Below are 16,967 nucleotides of genomic sequence, written 5' to 3'. Positions count from 1 at the left end.
GACCGCGCATGGCGACTATCGTCTGTACTACGCCAATGTGCGCGATGCGATTAATGGTGCGGCAGAGTTGGCGGTGAAGCCGGAGGATGCGTACCGCGTGATTCGGCTGCTGGAGATGGCGCGGGAGAGCAGTGCGGAGGGGCGGACGTTGAAGGTGGAGCTCTAGGTATCCCCATGGATCTTATGCAAAGGTGAATATCCACGCAAGACCAGTAGGTCATCAACCGGGATGTCTTGCTTAGACGACGCCAATCTCGTCGTTCCTATTGGTCGGCTGGACTTGCACCAGCATTTGCTCCCGGTTTAGAGGTTCTACTACTCTCACGAACTGCTCATACCTCCACGCGCTTTGTTAGTGGCTTCGGAAGAGAACAGGCAACGACAAAAGCGAAATACAGGGGTCTCTCCACTGCGCTTCGCTCCGGTCGAGATGACGTGTTGATGTGGGTTGTTAGCTGGATTGTCCGTAGGTAGCTTTGGGGCCGTGTTTGCGGAAGTAGTGGCGGTCGAGGAGGGCCTGGCTGACGCCTTGTGCGTTGGCCCGGAGGGTGAGGGTGTTGTAGGCCATCTTCGCTACGGCTTCGAGGACGACGGCGTTGTGGGCAGCGTCGTGAGCGCTGCGGCCCCAGCAGAAGGGGGCGTGGCCGTTGACGAGGCAGGCGGGGACGGCGAGTGGGTCGATCTTGTTGTGCTGAAAGTGGTGGACGATGGCTGCGCCGGTCTCGTGGACGTAGCGGCCGCCGATGGCTTCGTCGGTGAGCGGGGCGGTGACGGGGACGGGGCCGTAGAAGTAGTCGGCGTGCGTGGTGCCGAGCGCGGGGATGGGCAGGCCGGCCTGGGCGAAGCTGGTGGCGAACTCGGAGTGGGTGTGGACGACGGCTCCGATGGTGGGAAATTCGCGGTAGAGGAGCGTGTGAGTGTCGAGGTCGGAGGACGGGTTGAGGTCGCCTTCGACGATCTTGCCGTGGATGTCGGTGACGACCATGTGCTCGGGTTTGAGCTGGTCGTAGTCCACGCCGGAAGGTTTGATGACGACGAGGTTCTGCTCGCGGTCGATGCCACTGGCGTTGCCGAAGGTGTAGAGGACGAGGCCGCGGCGGACGAGTTCGAGGTTGGCTTCGAGGACCTGGGTGCGGAGTTCTTTGAGCAGCATTCGTGATGACCTTTTCGGGATACGTTTACAGGATAGAACAGGATTTTCGCTGCCGCGAAGATAGGCCCACCTTAGCGACGATAAAGCTGTCTCGAAGGCAGAGCACCCGGTTTGGTATTTCTTGCCTTGACGCTTGGTAAAGTAGATGCATGGATATTGAGCAGGATGTGAAGGTTGGGACCTTGCCTAAAGGGTTTGAATGGGGCGCGGTGAAGGCGGGAATCAAGGCCAGCGGGAAGCCGGACCTGGCAGTTGCGGTGGCTCCAAAGGGAGCGACGGCAGCGGCAATGTTTACAAAGAACCTGGTTGTGGCCGCGCCGGTGACGGTGGGACGGCGACATCTGGCGGCGACCGGCGGGCGGGTTCGTGCCGTACTGGTGAATGCGGGCAACGCAAACTGCGCGACGGGTCAGCCGGGGATTGATGCGTGCGTGAAGACGTGTTCGGCTGCGGCAGAGACGTTTGGCTGCATCTTCGATGAGGTCTTCCCTTCCTCGACCGGAATTATCGGCGTGCCGTTTCCGGGCGAGAAGGTCGTTGCGGCGATGTCTGCGCTGAAGGCGTCGCTGGGCAACACGAACTCTCATGCGGAGCAGTTTGCGACAGCCATTATGACGACGGACACGCGCATGAAGGTGGCGCGCGCGGTGGTGGATGTCGATGGTGTCGAGGTGAGGATTTGGGGTGCGGCGAAGGGCGCGGGGATGATTCATCCGCAGCTTGTCGCGCCGACAGGGCCGCCGCACGCGACGATGCTGGTCTATCTCTTTACCGACCTGATCGCGGAGAGCGGGCAACTGCTTGGCCTGCTGGAGCGTGCGGTGGAGCGGAGCTTCAACTCGATCTCTGTTGACGGTGATACGTCCACAAACGATACGGTGCTGCTGCTGGGCAGCGGCGCAAGCGGCGTGAAGCTGAGTGCCCGCACGAAGGAGCCGTTCGAGAATGCGCTGAAGCTGGTGTGCGGTTCGCTGGCGCATCAGATTGTGGATGACGGCGAGGGCGTCACGCATGTCGTGACACTTCACGTGACAGGAGCGCGGACCGAGGCGGAGGCCAAGCAGGTGGCGAAGGCGATTGCGCATTCGCCGCTGTGCAAGACGGCGTGGTCGAGCGCGGACCCGAACTGGGGACGGGTGATTGCCGCGGCTGGATATAGCGGCGTGGAGTTTGACCCTGCCGCTGCACGAATTTCGATTGGCTCCGTCCCGGTGTTTGAGGCAGGCGTGCGGGCCGAGTTTGATAAGGCCGATGCGCACGCGGTGATGATGCAGCGCGAGTACACAATCACGATTGACCTGGGCGCGGGCGAGGCGGAGTGCAGATTTCTGACGTGCGACCTGACGGAAGAGTACGTCAGGATTAATGCGGATTATTCGACGTAGAAAGTTGAGTCAAAGACTCGTGGGTTGAGTTTTGTGCTCACCACTCATCGCAAAAGCGCGATTGACGGGGTACCCGGGCTTTGTGGCCGGTTGGGGAGACGCAGATCCTCCCGCTTCGCGGAAGGATGACAACAAAATGGGGCTTTCGTATCTGTGCGGTTATGGAGCGGCAGATGACGTTTCCGCGCGAGACGATTTATCCTTAATGTAAGAACGCGATATGGGGGCATAAGGAACCGTTATGACAACGAAGTTTGATACGCCGGCTGCTGCGCAGGATTTTTCCGAAGAAATGTCGGAGTGGATTGAGGCGTTTGACGACGTCGTTGCGGGAGACTGGGAGAACGGCGCGAAGCTGCTGGGTGCGCTCAGGCAGCGGGCGCGCGAGGCTGGCGTGCCGACCCCGAGCGACACGGTGACGCCCTACCGGAACACGATCCCGAAGCATGACGAAGTTCCCTACCCCGGCGACCGCAAGATGGAGAAAAAGGTCGAGGCGCTGATTCGCTGGAACGCGATGGCGATGGTGCATGGACAGAACAAGAAGGACGCAGGCATCGGCGGACACATCTCGACCTATGCCTCGCTTTCCACACTGCTCGAAGTTGGGTTCAATCACTTCTTTCACGCAAAGTATGGAGACCAGCCGGGCGACTTCGTCTACTTTCAGGGTCACGCCGCACCGGGTGTGTATTCGCGGGCTTATCTGGAGGGGCGCTTCGATGACAGCCGGCTGAAGAACTTCCGCCATGAACTGCGCGAGACGCCGGGATTGTCATCGTATCCGCATCCGTGGCTGATGCCGGACTTCTGGAATTTCCCGACGGTGTCGATGGGCATCGGCCCGCTGAATGCCATCTATCAGGCGCGGTTCATGCGGTATCTGGAGAACCGTGGGCTGATTCAGCCTACTCCGCGCAAGGTGTGGGCGTTTGTGGGCGACGGCGAGACGGACGAGGTCGATACGCTGGGCGCGATCTCGCTGGGCGCGCGCGAGAAGCTGGACAACCTGATTTTTGTGGTGAACTGCAACCTGCAGCGTCTCGACGGTCCGGTGCGCGGCAACAAGCGCATCATCGACGAGCTGGAAGCGACGTTCCGTGGCGCGGGTTGGAATGTCATCAAAGTAATCTGGGGCGCGGACTGGGATGCTCTGTTTGAGCGCGACCATACCGGCCTGCTGCTGCGCAGGATGGAAGAGTGTGTCGATGGCGACTTCCAGACCTTCAAGGCGAAGGATGGGGCGTTTCTGCGCTCGCACTTTTTTGGCACGTACCCCGAGCTGCTGGAGCTGGTGAAGGATTACACCGACGAAGAGCTGATCCGACTGCATCGCGGCGGGCACGACGCGACGAAGATCTACAACGCCTACAAGCGTGCGGTTGAGCATAAGGGTGGACCGACCGTGATTCTGGCCAAGACGGTGAAGGGCTATGGCATGGGCACCGCGCAGGCCCGCAACGCAACGCACAACGAGAAGAAGCTGACCGATGACGGCGTGGCCGCGTTCGTGAAGCAGTTTGACATACCGCTGCCGGAGAGCGCGGCGAAGGATGGCTCGTTCTACCGGCCCGCGGCAGACTCGCCTGAGATGCAGTACATGCAGCAGCGGCGTGCGGAGCTGGGTGGCTATCTGCCCTCACGGCGTGTACCCGAGAGCGACTTCAAAGCACCGGGCATGGATGTGTTCAAGGAGTGGACGGCGGGGTCGAAGGGCCGCGCGGTCTCGACGACGATGGGGTTTGTGAGCATCCTGCGACACCTGATGAAGGACCCGAAGATCGGCAAGCTGATTGTGCCGATTGTGCCGGACGAGGGCAGGACGTTTGGGCTGGAGTCGGCGATTAAGCAGGTTGGCATCTATGCTCCTGAGGGGCAGAAATATCAGCCGCACGACGCGGACATGCTGTTGAGCTACCGCGAGGAGCAGGACGGACAGATTCTCGAAGAAGGTATTACCGAGGCGGGCTCGATGGCCTCGTTCACCGCTGCGGGCACGGCATACGTGAACTATCGCGTGCCGATGGTTCCCTTCTACATGTATTACTCGATGTTCGGGTTCCAGCGTATCGGCGACATGGTGTGGGCATTTGCGGACTCGCGCGGCAAGGGCTTCCTGATGGGCGGCACGGCGGGGCGCACGACGATGCTGGGCGAAGGCCTGCAGCATCAGGACGGGCACAGCTTCCTGCTTTCGAGCACCGTGCCGACGTGCGTGAGCTACGACCCGGCGTATGTGTATGAACTGGCGGTCGTCGTGCAGGACGGTATCCGCCGCATGTATGAAAAGGGCGAGGACGTCTTCTACTACATCACGATGTACAACGAAGACTACGCCATGCCTGCGATGCCGGAGGGTGTCGAGGAGGGCATTCTGCGCGGCATATACAAGCTGAAGGCAGCAGCAGGCGAGCCTGCGATTGCACTGTTCGGCAGCGGCACCATCCTGAACGAGACGCTGCGCGCGCAGGAGATTCTGGCGACGAAGTATGGCGTTCAGTCCGATGTGTGGAGCGTGACCAGCTACAACGAGCTGCGGCGCGATGCGCTTGCCGTCGAGCGGTGGAACAGACTTCATCCGGCGGAGAAGGAGCGCACGCCGTATCTGCTGACGGCGCTGGGCGGCTTCAAGGGGCCAATCGTCGCGGCGAGCGACTACATGAAGACGCTGCCGGATGCGCTGGCGCAGTGGCTGCCTTCACGGCTGGTCGCACTGGGCACCGATGGCTTCGGACGCAGCGACAATCGCGAACATCTGCGCAGACACTTCGAGGTGAACGCGGAGTCGATTGTCGGCGCGGCGCTCTCGAAGCTGGCGCGCGAAGGCAAGTTCAAGGCCAAGGACGCGGAAAAGGCGCTTGCCGAGCTTGGGCTGGATGTCGAGGCACGAGATCCGGCGCGGGCTTGATGTTCATCTGGTTTATGTTTCTTGAGAGAGGGTTCCTTCCGGGACCCTCTCTTGCTGCCATCGAAAGACATGCATGTGGAGGGTTGTTTGAGTAAGGCGAAGCCGTTCGAGAATCCGCTGGTTCCCAATAAGAGGCTGAAGCAACTGTATGCGGCGATGGTCGAGGCGCGCGTGCTGGACGAGTTCGCGTTGCGCACCGCAGGCAAGGTGAGGAGCGGACGGCTGAAGTCCACGCGCGGGCAGGAGGCTTGCCGGGTGAGCACGGCGATGAATCTGGCAGGCGGCGACCTGGTGTGCGATGCCGGGGACGGCGTGGTGATGCGCCGGATCGCGGGCGCAAGCGTCGGCTCGGTGCTTGCGCGGCTCGATGCGATTCGTTCGGGCGCAAAGAAGCGGGCAGCTGCGCCCAGGGGAAGGAGCAACGCTGCACAGGTGCTGCCGTGGATTGCGGACGCGGGCGACCGGCTGCGCATGGCGCTCGGCGCGGCTCTTTCGGTCAAGATGTTTGGACACGCGAATCTCGTCGTTGTGTATGTGGATGGACGGGAGCTTCCGGACGCGGTTTGGCGGCGAGTGCTGGGGCTGGCGGCGGAGTTTGAATTGCCGATCATCTTCGTCGCCCTGCCGCAGGCCGCGGGAGAGCGCGGCGGGAGGAGCATGAGCGCAAAGGCGCTGGCCTCGGGCGTTCCCGGGTTCCCTGTGGATGCGGGCGATGCGGTGGCGCTCTATCGCGTGGCGCAGGAGTCGATTGCCCGCGCGCGCGGCAACGGTGGGCCTGCGCTGATTGAGTGTCTGACTCGTCTGCCGCTGAGCGAGCAAAACGCTGGGCTTAACGATCCGATTGTGCAGATGCGCGGCTTCATGCTGGGACGCAAGGTTGCAGGCAAGGCATGGCTCGATGGGGTGGGCCGTGCATTTCGCAGCAAGCTCGACGCAGCGGCGAAACGCAGCCAGACCAGAGCCGGCGGGAGATAGCAGACAGGACACCTCCCCTGTTTTCCAGAGCCAACGCAGCCGGACAGCCGATTTACACTGTTAAAGTAAGGTGACTCCCCTACCCTGAGGTGTGCGTGCGAACCGGAATTGCTCTCTGTCTTGCGGCCTTGGCCGTGTACGCAGCCTCTGCACAGACGCAGGCCCCCTCGACGCCTGGGGCGATGCCGCCGCCGGTCAATGCGCCCCAGAGTTCGATTCCTGCCAGACCCGCGCCCGTGCCGGAACAACCAGCGTCGAAGCAGACAGCGCAGCCGCCGCAGCAGGCTTCGATCCCCTCCCGCCCCGCCTACGCGCCTGTCACTGAGGGTGAGACACAGAATGCCTATGGCTCGGTCTTCATTCCACTGGATAGCTGGGTGTATCCGGCGATGACGCGGCTGTATTCGATGGGCTACCTGGATTCGATGTTTCTGGGGATGAGGCCGTGGACCAGGCAGAGCGCGCTGCACATGCTGCTGAAGTCGAAGGACGCCATCGTCAACAGCGACGACGAGCAGGCGCAGGAGTTGCTGGCAAAGCTGCTGGACGAACTCAGCACGGAGATGCCTGCCGGTGGCGCGCCTCGCGGTGCGGTCTATGGGTTGCAGTCCGCCTATACACGCGTGATGGGGATTGGCGGAACGACGCTGCGCGACAGCTTCCACCTGGGCCAGACCATCAGTAACGACTACGGGCGTCCCTATGAGACGGGCTTCAACAACGTCACGGGGTTTTCGACGGCGAATGAGTGGGGACGGTTTTCGCTCTACCTGCGCGGCGAGTATCAGCACGCTCCTTCGGGGACGGGATACTCCCAGGCGCTCGCCAGCCAGTTGTCGTTCAACGACGAAATTGTCTACGCCCCGCCAAATGCGCCGCAGGCAACGATTCCCGCAGGCCCCATCGCTGCGCAGAACCCGTTCCGGCTGGTCGAGGGATCGCTCTCGTTCCATCTGCTGGGGCACGAAATTTCTGCCGGTAAATCCGACGCCTGGCTTGGGCCCGCGCAGGGCGGCGCGATGGCGTGGTCGAACAATGCGGAGAACATCTATTCGTTCCGCATCGACCGCGTGGAGCCGCTCAACATCTTTCTCGTCTCGAAGCTGCTGGGGCCGGTACGATACGACTTCTTCTACGGAAGTCTGAAAGGACATACATCTCCGAATCATCCATGGGTGCATTCGGAGATGTTTTCCTTCCGCCCGACTACAAACTTTGAATTTGGATTCCAGCGGACGATCATTTTTGGCGGCGCTGGGCACGAACCGGTCACGCTGCACACCTTCCTGAAGGGCTTCTTCGATATCAACGACACGACGGTCGCGGAAAAGTATTCACGCGACGATCCCGGAGCACGGTACAGCGATTTCAACTTCTCCTACCGGCTGCCGTTTGTCCGCAAGTATGCGACGCTGTATGTAGACGCGATCTCGCACGACGACGTGACGCCGATCAGCGCGCCTCGTCGTGCAGCTTACCGGACGGGGCTATACCTCTCGCAGTTTCCAGGGCTGAACCGGCTCTCGCTGCGCGTGGAGGCGGTGACGACCGACCCCGGCGTCTCCAGGAGCAACAACGGCTCGTTCAACTACTACGAGATTATCCAGAAGCAGGGATATACGAACAAGGGCATCATCATGGGCGACTGGATTGGGCGAGAGGCGAAAGGTGGCCAGGCATGGCTGACGTATCAGCTCTCGGGCAATGAGTGGGTCCAGTTGGAGTACCTGAACAAAAAGACCCCGAAGGACTTCATTGCAGGCGGCACGACGCAGAACCAGTTCAAGGCTAGCGTGGTGAAGCGTCTGGGCCGCAATCACGATGTAGAGTTGAATGGCTGGTATCAGTACGAAGGCTGGAAGGCCCCCATCTACAAACCCGGGCTACAGAAGAACAGCACGATTGCCGTGCAGTTGACGTGGTTTCCCAAGCTGCGCACGTATTCAGCAGTGAAGTGACGCGGATTGCGCGTGTAGATCTTGTTTGGCATACCGTTTTGGGTGTGCGCCGGAGAAAAAATACGGGGCTCTCGACGGCGGCGGCATAGAGCGCCGCCTCCGGTCGAGATGGCGTACTTTGGTGGCGTGCAAAAAGCGCGGCACCGGAACTTGTTCAGAGTTTTCTTAGACCTCAACCATTGATGCCTTGAAGTAGTCGAGAGATTTTTCGAGTCCCTGACGCAGGACGATCTTCGGCTCCCACTTCAGCAGGGCCTTGGCTTTCGAGATGTCCGGACGACGTCGCGTGGGGTCGTCCTGCGGCAAGGGCATGAAACGTATCTCGCTGCGCGAGCCGGTCACGGTTTTGACCTCGTTGGCGCACTCGATGATGGTCCACTCATTCGGGTTGCCGAGATTGACGGGCAGGTGTTCGTCCGAGCGCGACAGGCGGAGGATGCCCTCGATCAGGTCAGAGACGTAGCAGAAGCTGCGCGTCTGGGAGCCGTCGCCATAGATGGTGAGGGGTTCGCCGCGCAGGGCCTGAATCATGAAGTTGGAGATCACGCGGCCGTCGTTGGGCTGGAGGCGCGGACCGTAGGTATTGAAGATGCGAACCAGATGCGTATTGACGCCGTAATAGCGGTGGTAGGCCATAACGGCGGCCTCGGAGAAACGTTTGGCCTCGTCGTAGACGGAGCGCGGACCGATGGGGTTGACGTGTCCCCAGTAGGATTCCACCTGCGGATGCACCTCGGGGTCGCCGTAGCACTCGGAGGTAGAGGCATGGAGGTGGCCGGCGTTGTACTTGCGGGCGAGGTCGAGCGTATTGATGGTGCCCGCCGAGCCCACCATCAAGGTTTCGACGCCGAGTCGGCTATAGTCAACCGGGCTGGCAGGCGACGCCATATTGAAGATGAAATCGACTTTGCCCGCATCGAAGGGCTTTGTGATGTCGTGCTCGATGAACCTGAAGCGCGACTCGGACGTAAGGTGGTCAATATTGGCCTGGCTGCCGGTCGAGAAGTTGTCTACGCCGATCACCGAGCGGCCCTCTGCGAGTAAAGCGTCACAGAGATGAGAGCCGAGAAACCCTGCTGCTCCCGTGACAAGAACTGTTTGAGACGCCATGAAACGTTACCGATTACCTTTCTACGTGCGAGGTATCTAAATTAATGCTGTCTATTGGATGCTGCTGATCGGTGCAGACTCTAAGGTGTATCATGCTGCCGCTATCGTAGGCCACTAGGTCGAGACGGCAGCGGCGGGCTGCCGCACCGGATACGACGTGGCCCGTCCAACACTGAGATAGGTGAATCCCTGCTCCGCCATCGCTTGCGGCTCGTAGAGATTGCGGCCGTCGATGATGATGGGGTAGCGAAGGGTTTTGCCGAGCCGCTCCAGGTCGAGATTCGCAAACTCGTTCCAGTCGGTAAAGATTACGAGCGCGTCGGCGTTGCGCGCGGCAGAGTAGGCGTCGTCGGCGTATTCGAGGGCGGGGCCCTCCGGCATGACCTCGATCGCACGGCGCACGGCTGCCGGGTCAAAAGCGGAGATATGGCAGCCTTCGGCGAGGAGCATCCGTATGAGGTCGATAGCGGGAGATTCACGGATATCGTCTGTTCCGCCCTTGAATGCAAGACCGAGAACGCCGAGGCGTTTGCCGCGCAATGTCCATAGCGCGGAACGGATCTTGCTCAGGAATCGCTTCTTCTGCTGAGCGTTGATCCTTTCCACTTCGGTGAGGAGCCCGAAATCGACGCCCAACTGTTCCGCGACCGAGCGAAACGCGGCGACATCCTTCGGAAAGCAGGAGCCTCCATAGCCAATTCCCGGACGCAGGAACCGCGGGCCGATGCGGCTGTCGAGCCCCATGCCGCGCGCAACCTGTTCGACGTCGGCCCCGGCCGTCTCGCAGAGATTGGAGACGGCGTTGATGAAAGATATCTTGAGAGCGAGAAAGGCGTTGGAGGCGTGCTTGATGATCTCGGCGCTCTTGGTGGAGGTGAGCAGCAGCGGTGGCGGCGCGGCGGTCGAGCAGACGCCAGGGATAGCATCCGGGCGCTGGTAGTACTCGCCTGTCGTCAGCGGAGAGTAGATGGCTTCGAGAATGTCCGCCGCTCGCTCGCTGTCGGCGCCTACGACAATGCGGTCGGGGTGGAGGAAGTCGGCGACAGCCGTCCCCTCGCGCAGAAACTCGGGATTGGAGACGACATCGAACTGGCTGCGGTCGATGCCGTGACGCTCGATGGCACGGCAGATCCACTCGTTGGTATAGACCGGGACAGTGCTCTTCTCGACGATGACTTTGTAACCGGTGATGGAACGGGCGACCTCGCAGGCCACGGCTTCGACGTAGGAGAGGTCGGCGTCTCCGGACTCGCTCTGCGGGGTGCCGACGGCGATGAAGATGGCCTCCGACTCGCGCGTGGCTTCGGCGAGGTCGGTGGTAAAGCTGACCCCGTCGCCACGGTAGCGGGCCAGCAGCTCGGGAAGGTGGTCCTCGTGGATCAGGGTGTCGCCGTTCTCCAGGGCCGCGACCTTGCGCTCGTCGTTATCGACACAGATGACACGGTGCCCCATCTCGGCAAAACAGGCGGCTGCGACCAGGCCGACATACCCGGAACCAACGACTGCAATTTGAATGCTTTTGCTCATAACCTTGAAGACCTGGGCCTCGAAACGAGGCTATTTGAAGTGTACATGCGATGGGGGCGAGGGCACCGGAAGCAGGACGTGGGGGAACAGAACAGGTAACTTCCTTCTGGAAGGCACCGTCGAGTAGACTAGCGGGAATGGCCTTTCAAGACACGCAAACGCCGCCCGGCATGGGCGCCCCGGAGATTAACCCGCCTTCGTTCAATACGGTCGTGACGGACACAAGTCTCTCCGAGGCGCTGCTGACCTTGCGCAAGCGCAAATGGGTGTTGATCTGGGCCTTGGTGCTGGGCCTGATCTACGGTGTCTTTCGTGCCGAAACGCAGCCGCGGATATTTCAGGCCTTTGGCCGGATACAGGTACGGTCGGGTTCGTCCAACGAATATCGCCTGAGTGCGGTGCAGGGGTTTGCCACCGACACGACGACGAAGATGCTGACCGAGATCGAGATCCTCAAGAGCGACTCCTTGATGCTGACCGTCGCGCGCGATATGGATCTAGCTAACAACGCGACGTTTCTGGAGAAAAAGGGCCCTGTCCCTCACGTCTCGCTCGATGATCCTTCCGTCAGGCAGTCCACGGTCCACCGGCTACAGAGCTACCTTCAGATTTCGCTGGTTCCCAAGACGGACATTATCAGCATCAGCTACAAGAGTCCGGACGCGAAGCTCTCCGCCGACATCGTTAACAAAGTCATCTCCTCCTATATTCAGAGAAGCTATGAGACTCGGTTTGCTTCGACGCAGCGCGTCTCCGAATGGATGGAAGGCCAGTTGGACGACCTGAAGCAGAAGGTCGAAAACTCGCAGGAACGAATGATGGACCTGCAACGCCAGTTGGGAATCCTGGGGTTTGATCCGAACCACAACCAGATCAGCACGTCGCTCGAGGACCTCTCGAAGGCCGCAGGTAATGCCAAACTGGCACGCATCATTGCGGAGGCCCGCTACCGGGTGCTGAGCGGCATGGATCCCAATTCGATTGAAGGCTCGATCGAAACGACGCCGGGAACGGCCCCCGCCGAGCTGAATACACTGCGCGGACAGGAAGCGACGGCCAAGGCAAATTATGCGCAGTTAGAGGCGACGCTTGGGCCGAATCATCCTCAGTCGAAGGCCGTCAAGGCGCAGATTGACGAACTCAGCAAAGAGATCAATGCGGAGCAGAACCGCCTGCTGCTCCAGGCAAAAGAGAATTTCGTCGTTGCCTCGGCCAACGAAAAACAGACCACCGCCGCGCTCGATGCTCAGAAGGCAGATGCCTATAAGCTGCGTGATGACCTGGTGGAGTACACGCTGCGCCAGAGAGAGTTCGAGTCGGAGCGGACGCTCTACGACGGACTGCTGCAACGGTTACGGACGGCCAGCGTACAGGCGGGGCTGGAGTCGCTCGAGATTGATGTGGTCGATCAGGCGTTGCCTCCGGCAGAGCCCGTGCTGAAGCCGCAATCAACGATCATCCTGACGGCGCTTGTCTTCGCGCTGGTGGGAGGAATTATCGTAGCGTTCATCATGGAGAGCCTGGATACCGGGCTACGGAGCATCGCGGAGATCGAGAACGTCACCGAACTGCCATCGCTCGCGATCATCCCACGCGGACGGCGGTCTTCTGCCGAGCAGGCCGGCAACCTGACGACCGCGCAGCGCAACATCGGTGTGCTGACGCAGCCGAAGTCGCAGTTTGCCGAGGCATTCCGCTCGTTGAGGACTTCTCTGTTGCTCTCGACCGCCGGACGACCGCCTAAGTACATCCTTCTGACCAGCGCCACGCCGTCCGAAGGCAAGACGACGACCGCCACCAATCTGGCCACCATCCTCGCCCAACGCGACACGCGCGTCCTGCTGATTGATGGCGACCTGCGCCGCCCCAACATCCATCACCGTTTCGGCCTGAACGGAAAGACCGGGCTGACGACCGTGCTGACCGGAGTGACCAAGCTGGAAGATGCCGTTCAGCACGTGCATGAGATACCTAACCTGGACATCCTTCCCAGCGGTCCCGTGCCGCCGTTCCCGACTGAGATGCTCAGTTCGGTGGAGATGGAAGAGTTGCTGAAGCGATGCGGCGAGATGTATACGCACGTGGTGGTCGATTCACCACCGATCCTTTCCGTCACGGACGGCGTGATTCTGGCGCGACTGATGGACGCCGTTGTGCTGGTCGTCCGGCATGGAAAGTCCAGCAAACATGCAGTGCGCCGAAGCCGCGATCTACTGATGCGGGCCGGGTCGCCGATTACAGGCATCGTACTGAATGCGGTGGATCTGAATTCGCCTGAGTATTACGGCTACTATGGCTACTCCGGTTACTCGTACTCGAGCGTGGACTCGGAGAGCTGGGAGTCGCAGGCCACCGCTGGAACAGGCAGCCGCAAAGGCGGAAGGGACTGAGTGATGAGACACCGACAAAGCAGCCGTCCAACGGCCTCTCGCCTGCACCGCGTCCATGTGTGGATCACTCTGACCGCACTGATTCTGCTCTGCCTCCCGGGAGCAACGGCGCGAGCGCAGTTCAGCGGACCGGCCTTCAATAACGCCGCCCCGGTGAACGTGCCGGCGACGCTGACCACAGATCCGGCTATTCTCTACCCGCCAGGCAGGGACGTGCGACTGATGCACGGAGACCTGCTGACCATCCATGTGTACGGAACCACGGACTATGCTCCAGTCGTCCGGGTGGAGCTGGATGGCTCGATTCAACTTCCGCTCATCGGCGTCGTCCATGTCGAAGGCCTGACGATCATCGAGACTGAGCGATTGATTGCGAAACGCCTGAGGGATGCAGGCATGTACCGCGATCCGCAGGTGACGATTGCACTGACCGAGTCGCCGAACCAGGTGGTCACGCTCTCGGGCGAGATGCACGGAGTGGTGCCGGTAGTCGGGACGAAACGGCTGTACGACGTCATCTCTGCCGCCGGCGGCCTGCCGCCGTTGGCAAGCCATGTCGTCACGATCAACCGGCCCGGCATCGCTCAACCCATCGTCGTCGATCTGGGCAATAATCCCTCGGAGAGCGCGCGCGCCGACGTACCAATCTTCCCGGGAGACACCATCATCATCTCCAGAGTTGGCGTGGTCTATCTTCTGGGCGCATTCAAGAACTCTGTGGCCATTCCTCTCCGCGAGTACACCCCGCTCACTCTGATGCAGGCTGCCGCTCTTGGCGGAGGCATGGGCTATGAGGCCAAGCTCGGCGACCTGAAGCTGATCCGTACGGAAGGAGTCGAGCGAAAGGTCGTGCAGATCGACTTCAAAAAAGTCATGGACGGCAAGGCTCCCGACCCTGTCCTGCAACCGGACGACATTGTTCTGCTGCCGACGAGCGCCATGAAGGCCGCCATCAAGTCGGGCGGCGTCTCCACGCTGCTGGGCCTCGCCTCCGTTCTGATATTCGCAGCGAAACAATAACACGTTCACGGTACTCGCGCACTATGCCCTTCCTCCCCGAAGAAGCTGAAGGCTCAACCCGCAAGAAGGTTCGGCTTGCCTATCTGGTGAGCCACCCCATCCAATACCAGGCCCCTCTGCTTCGTCGTATCGCGCAGGAGCAGGACATCGAGATGACTGTCCTGTTCGGCTCGAACTTCTCAGTCAAGGGCTATCAGGATGACGGCTTCGGCGTGGACGTGAAGTGGGACGTCCCCCTGCTGGACGGATACCGACATGAGTTTTTGCCGGTGCTTCGGGATGGGCATACGGTTCGCTTCGCAAATCCGCTGAACTATGGGATATGGACACGCCTCAGAGACGGCAACGCCGATACTCCTGCCAGCACAATGCGCGGATTCGACGCCCTCTGGGTGCATGGCTACATTACGGTCAACGCATTGCACGGCATTCTTGCAGCGAAGTCGCTGGGGATACCTGTGCTGGTCCGCGCGGAGTCGTGGCTCAGGGACAGGTCGCGCAACGGCCTGAAGCTGGCAACAAAGTCCATCTTCTTCACGATGCTGAAAGGACTGATCGATGGGGTACTTCCCGTTGGAACACTGAACGCAGAGTACTGGAGCCACTATCTGGGAGATGCGGTCCCGCAGTCGTTGATGCCCTATGCCGTGGACAATGATTACTTCCAGCGCCGCAGCCGACAGGCGCAATCCGGGCGCAGCACGCTGCTGGCGGAGTTGAAGCTGGAGCCGGCGCGTCCGGTCATTCTGTTTGCCTCGAAGCTGCAACGCCGGAAACGCTGCGCCGACCTGCTGGAGGCCTATCTGCGACTCTCGCCTGCGCCGGGCATCGCTCCGCATCCGTACCTGCTGATCGTCGGCGACGGAGAAGAGCGGGCCGCACTGGAGCGGCGCGCCGCCGAGAGCGGGTTCGACAGCATCCGGTTCTGCGGGTTCAAGAATCAGTCCGAGCTTCCCAGCTTCTTCGACATTGCCTCGATCTTCGTGTTGCCCTCGCAGCATGAGCCGTGGGGATTGGTCGTCAATGAAGTAATGAATGCGGGGCGTGCTGTGATTGTTTCAGACGATGTAGGCTGCGCGCCCGACCTGATTACGGACGGCGTCGAAGGATGCGTCTTTCCAGTAGGCGACATCGACGCGCTTACAGGCGCGCTGCGTCGCGTCCTTGCCTCGCCCGAAACGGCGGCGGCCATGGGGCAGCGAGCCCTCGAAAAAATTCAACGGTGGGGCTTTGAAGAGGACGTTCGCGGCCTGCGGCAGGCGCTGGCCAAAGCCACGGGAAAGATCGGTGCATGATACTTGCGCTCGCCAACGCACGGAAAGAAAAGAAGCGCCCTGCTGCTATCCTCGAAAGCGACGGACAACCACTGATGCGTATTCTGCATGTCATTTCCACACTGAATCCGGCGGCAGGCGGCCCCACCGAGTCCGTGCGCGTGCTGCTGAGTTATGGGCCGATTGGTTATACCGGCGAAGTGGTCACGCTGGACGATCCCAAGGCCCCGTATCTGAAGGAGATTCCCTTTCCTGTCCACGCGCTTGGCCCGTTTCGCACCACCTATGGGTTCAATACCAAGCTGCTGCCCTGGCTGATCCAGAACCGCGAACGGTTCGACGGTGTGGTGGTCAACGGGCTGTGGCAGTACTGCGGCATTGCCGCGTGGCGCGCCCTTTCGGGCAACACGCCGTATGTCGTGTTTACGCACGGCATGCTGGACCCGTACTTCAAGCGCGCCTTCCCGCTCAAGCACATCAAAAAGTGGCTCTACTGGATGCCGTTTGAACACCGTGTGCTGCGCGACGCCTACCGCGTGCTCTTCACATCGAAGGCCGAAAAGCGCCTGGCTGAGCAGAGTTTTCGGCTGCATCCGTGGAACCCATACGTTGTCCCCTACGGCGCCAGCGGACCGACCGGCGACCCCGAGGCACAGAAAGAGGCATTCTTCAAGCATTGCCCGCAGGTCAGAGACAAACGATACCTTGTGTTTCTGGGCAGGATTCACCGGAAAAAAGGATGCGACATGCTGATCGACGCCTTCGCAAAAGTCGCCGCAAGCGATCCAGAACTGGATCTGGTGATGGCGGGGCCCGACTCGCAGCAGTGGGCGGCCAAGTTGCAACAGACTACCGTCAGGGCGGGCATTGCACATCGCGTACACTGGCCGGGCATGGTGACGGGCGACGCAAAGTGGGGCGCGTTCTTCGGGTCAGAGGCCTTCATTCTGCCGTCGCACCAGGAGAACTTCGGCATCGCCGTAGCCGAGGCGCTGGGTTGCGGCAAGCCCGTGCTGCTCGCCGACAAAGTAAATATCGCCGAAGACATTGCCGAGGACAACGCTGGATTGATGGAGCTGGACACCCCCGATGGCACTCTGCGGCTGCTGGAACGCTGGATCGCCATGACGCCCGAGGAAAAGCAGGCCATGGCCGAGCGCGCCTACCGCTGCTTCCACAGCCGCTACGATATGCGCGAAAATGCAAAGGCGATTATCAAGCTGTTTGAGAACGCAACGGTGCCCACACCGCGACTGAGAAGCTGAAC

12 protein-coding genes are annotated in these 16,967 nt (G+C 60.9%); 9 read left to right on the top strand and 3 right to left on the bottom strand.

Features of this window, described 5'->3' with window-relative positions; all coding sequences use genetic code 11:
- On the top strand, positions 1-166 hold a 166-nt coding region (locus tag VFU66_RS01885), incomplete at its 5' end, for a Gfo/Idh/MocA family oxidoreductase (RefSeq protein WP_326444534.1).
- 285 nt (positions 167-451) lie between these two features.
- Here VFU66_RS01885 and araD read toward each other — a convergent pair.
- A complete protein-coding gene (gene araD, locus VFU66_RS01880; RefSeq protein WP_326444533.1) occupies positions 452-1,153 on the bottom strand; it encodes an L-ribulose-5-phosphate 4-epimerase in 702 nt (233 codons plus the stop codon).
- Between the two features lie 149 nt (positions 1,154-1,302).
- Here araD and argJ point away from each other — a divergent pair, with 149 nt between their 5' ends.
- The 4 genes from argJ to VFU66_RS01860 all read left to right on the top strand — a co-directional run bounded on the left by argJ (position 1,303) and on the right by VFU66_RS01860 (position 8,379).
- Positions 1,303-2,538 carry a bifunctional glutamate N-acetyltransferase/amino-acid acetyltransferase ArgJ gene (gene argJ, locus VFU66_RS01875; protein WP_326444532.1) on the top strand — a complete coding sequence of 412 codons (1,236 nt, stop codon included), beginning with the start codon at positions 1,303-1,305 and terminating at the stop codon, positions 2,536-2,538.
- A gap of 241 nt (positions 2,539-2,779) precedes the next feature.
- Positions 2,780-5,446 carry a pyruvate dehydrogenase (acetyl-transferring), homodimeric type gene (gene aceE, locus VFU66_RS01870; RefSeq protein WP_326444531.1) on the top strand — a complete coding sequence of 889 codons (2,667 nt, stop codon included), beginning with the start codon at positions 2,780-2,782 and terminating at the stop codon, positions 5,444-5,446.
- 87 nt (positions 5,447-5,533) lie between these two features.
- Positions 5,534-6,421 (top strand): thiamine pyrophosphate-dependent enzyme, encoded by an 888-nt coding sequence (locus VFU66_RS01865; RefSeq protein ID WP_326444530.1) that lies wholly within the window; start codon positions 5,534-5,536, stop codon positions 6,419-6,421.
- A 95-nt stretch (positions 6,422-6,516) separates the two neighbouring features.
- Positions 6,517-8,379, top strand: coding sequence for a capsule assembly Wzi family protein (locus tag VFU66_RS01860; protein ID WP_326444529.1), 1,863 nt, complete (start codon positions 6,517-6,519; stop codon positions 8,377-8,379).
- Between the two features lie 165 nt (positions 8,380-8,544).
- Here VFU66_RS01860 and VFU66_RS01855 read toward each other — a convergent pair whose 3' ends face one another.
- Positions 8,545-9,489: a UDP-glucuronic acid decarboxylase family protein gene (locus VFU66_RS01855; RefSeq protein ID WP_326444528.1), complete on the bottom strand. Its 945-nt coding sequence runs from the start codon at positions 9,487-9,489 to the stop codon at positions 8,545-8,547.
- 114 nt (positions 9,490-9,603) lie between these two features.
- The gene (locus tag VFU66_RS01850) at positions 9,604-11,016 is read right to left on the bottom strand and encodes a UDP-glucose dehydrogenase family protein (protein ID WP_326444527.1); all 1,413 of its coding nucleotides are present in this window, start codon (positions 11,014-11,016) and stop codon (positions 9,604-9,606) included.
- 137 nt (positions 11,017-11,153) lie between these two features.
- Here VFU66_RS01850 and VFU66_RS01845 point away from each other — a divergent pair, with 137 nt between their 5' ends.
- From VFU66_RS01845 to VFU66_RS01830, 4 genes are read left to right on the top strand one after another with little or no spacing between them, the layout of a single operon-like run.
- Positions 11,154-13,406: a GumC family protein gene (locus VFU66_RS01845; RefSeq protein WP_326444526.1), complete on the top strand. Its 2,253-nt coding sequence runs from the start codon at positions 11,154-11,156 to the stop codon at positions 13,404-13,406.
- Between the two features lie 3 nt (positions 13,407-13,409).
- Positions 13,410-14,426: a polysaccharide biosynthesis/export family protein gene (locus VFU66_RS01840; RefSeq protein WP_326444525.1), complete on the top strand. Its 1,017-nt coding sequence runs from the start codon at positions 13,410-13,412 to the stop codon at positions 14,424-14,426.
- A gap of 23 nt (positions 14,427-14,449) precedes the next feature.
- Entirely contained in the window at positions 14,450-15,721 is a 1,272-nt protein-coding gene (locus tag VFU66_RS01835; RefSeq protein WP_326444524.1) for a glycosyltransferase family 4 protein, read from the top strand.
- Entirely contained in the window at positions 15,718-16,965 is a 1,248-nt protein-coding gene (locus VFU66_RS01830; RefSeq protein ID WP_326444523.1) for a glycosyltransferase, read from the top strand. The genes VFU66_RS01835 and VFU66_RS01830 overlap by 4 nt, the downstream gene beginning before the upstream one ends.
- The last annotated feature ends 2 nt before the right edge of the window (positions 16,966-16,967 follow it).

It is taken from the genome of Edaphobacter sp., assembly GCF_035763405.1.
Classification (GTDB): domain Bacteria; phylum Acidobacteriota; class Terriglobia; order Terriglobales; family Acidobacteriaceae; genus Edaphobacter.
This window is presented reverse-complemented; position numbering and strand designations above follow the sequence as displayed.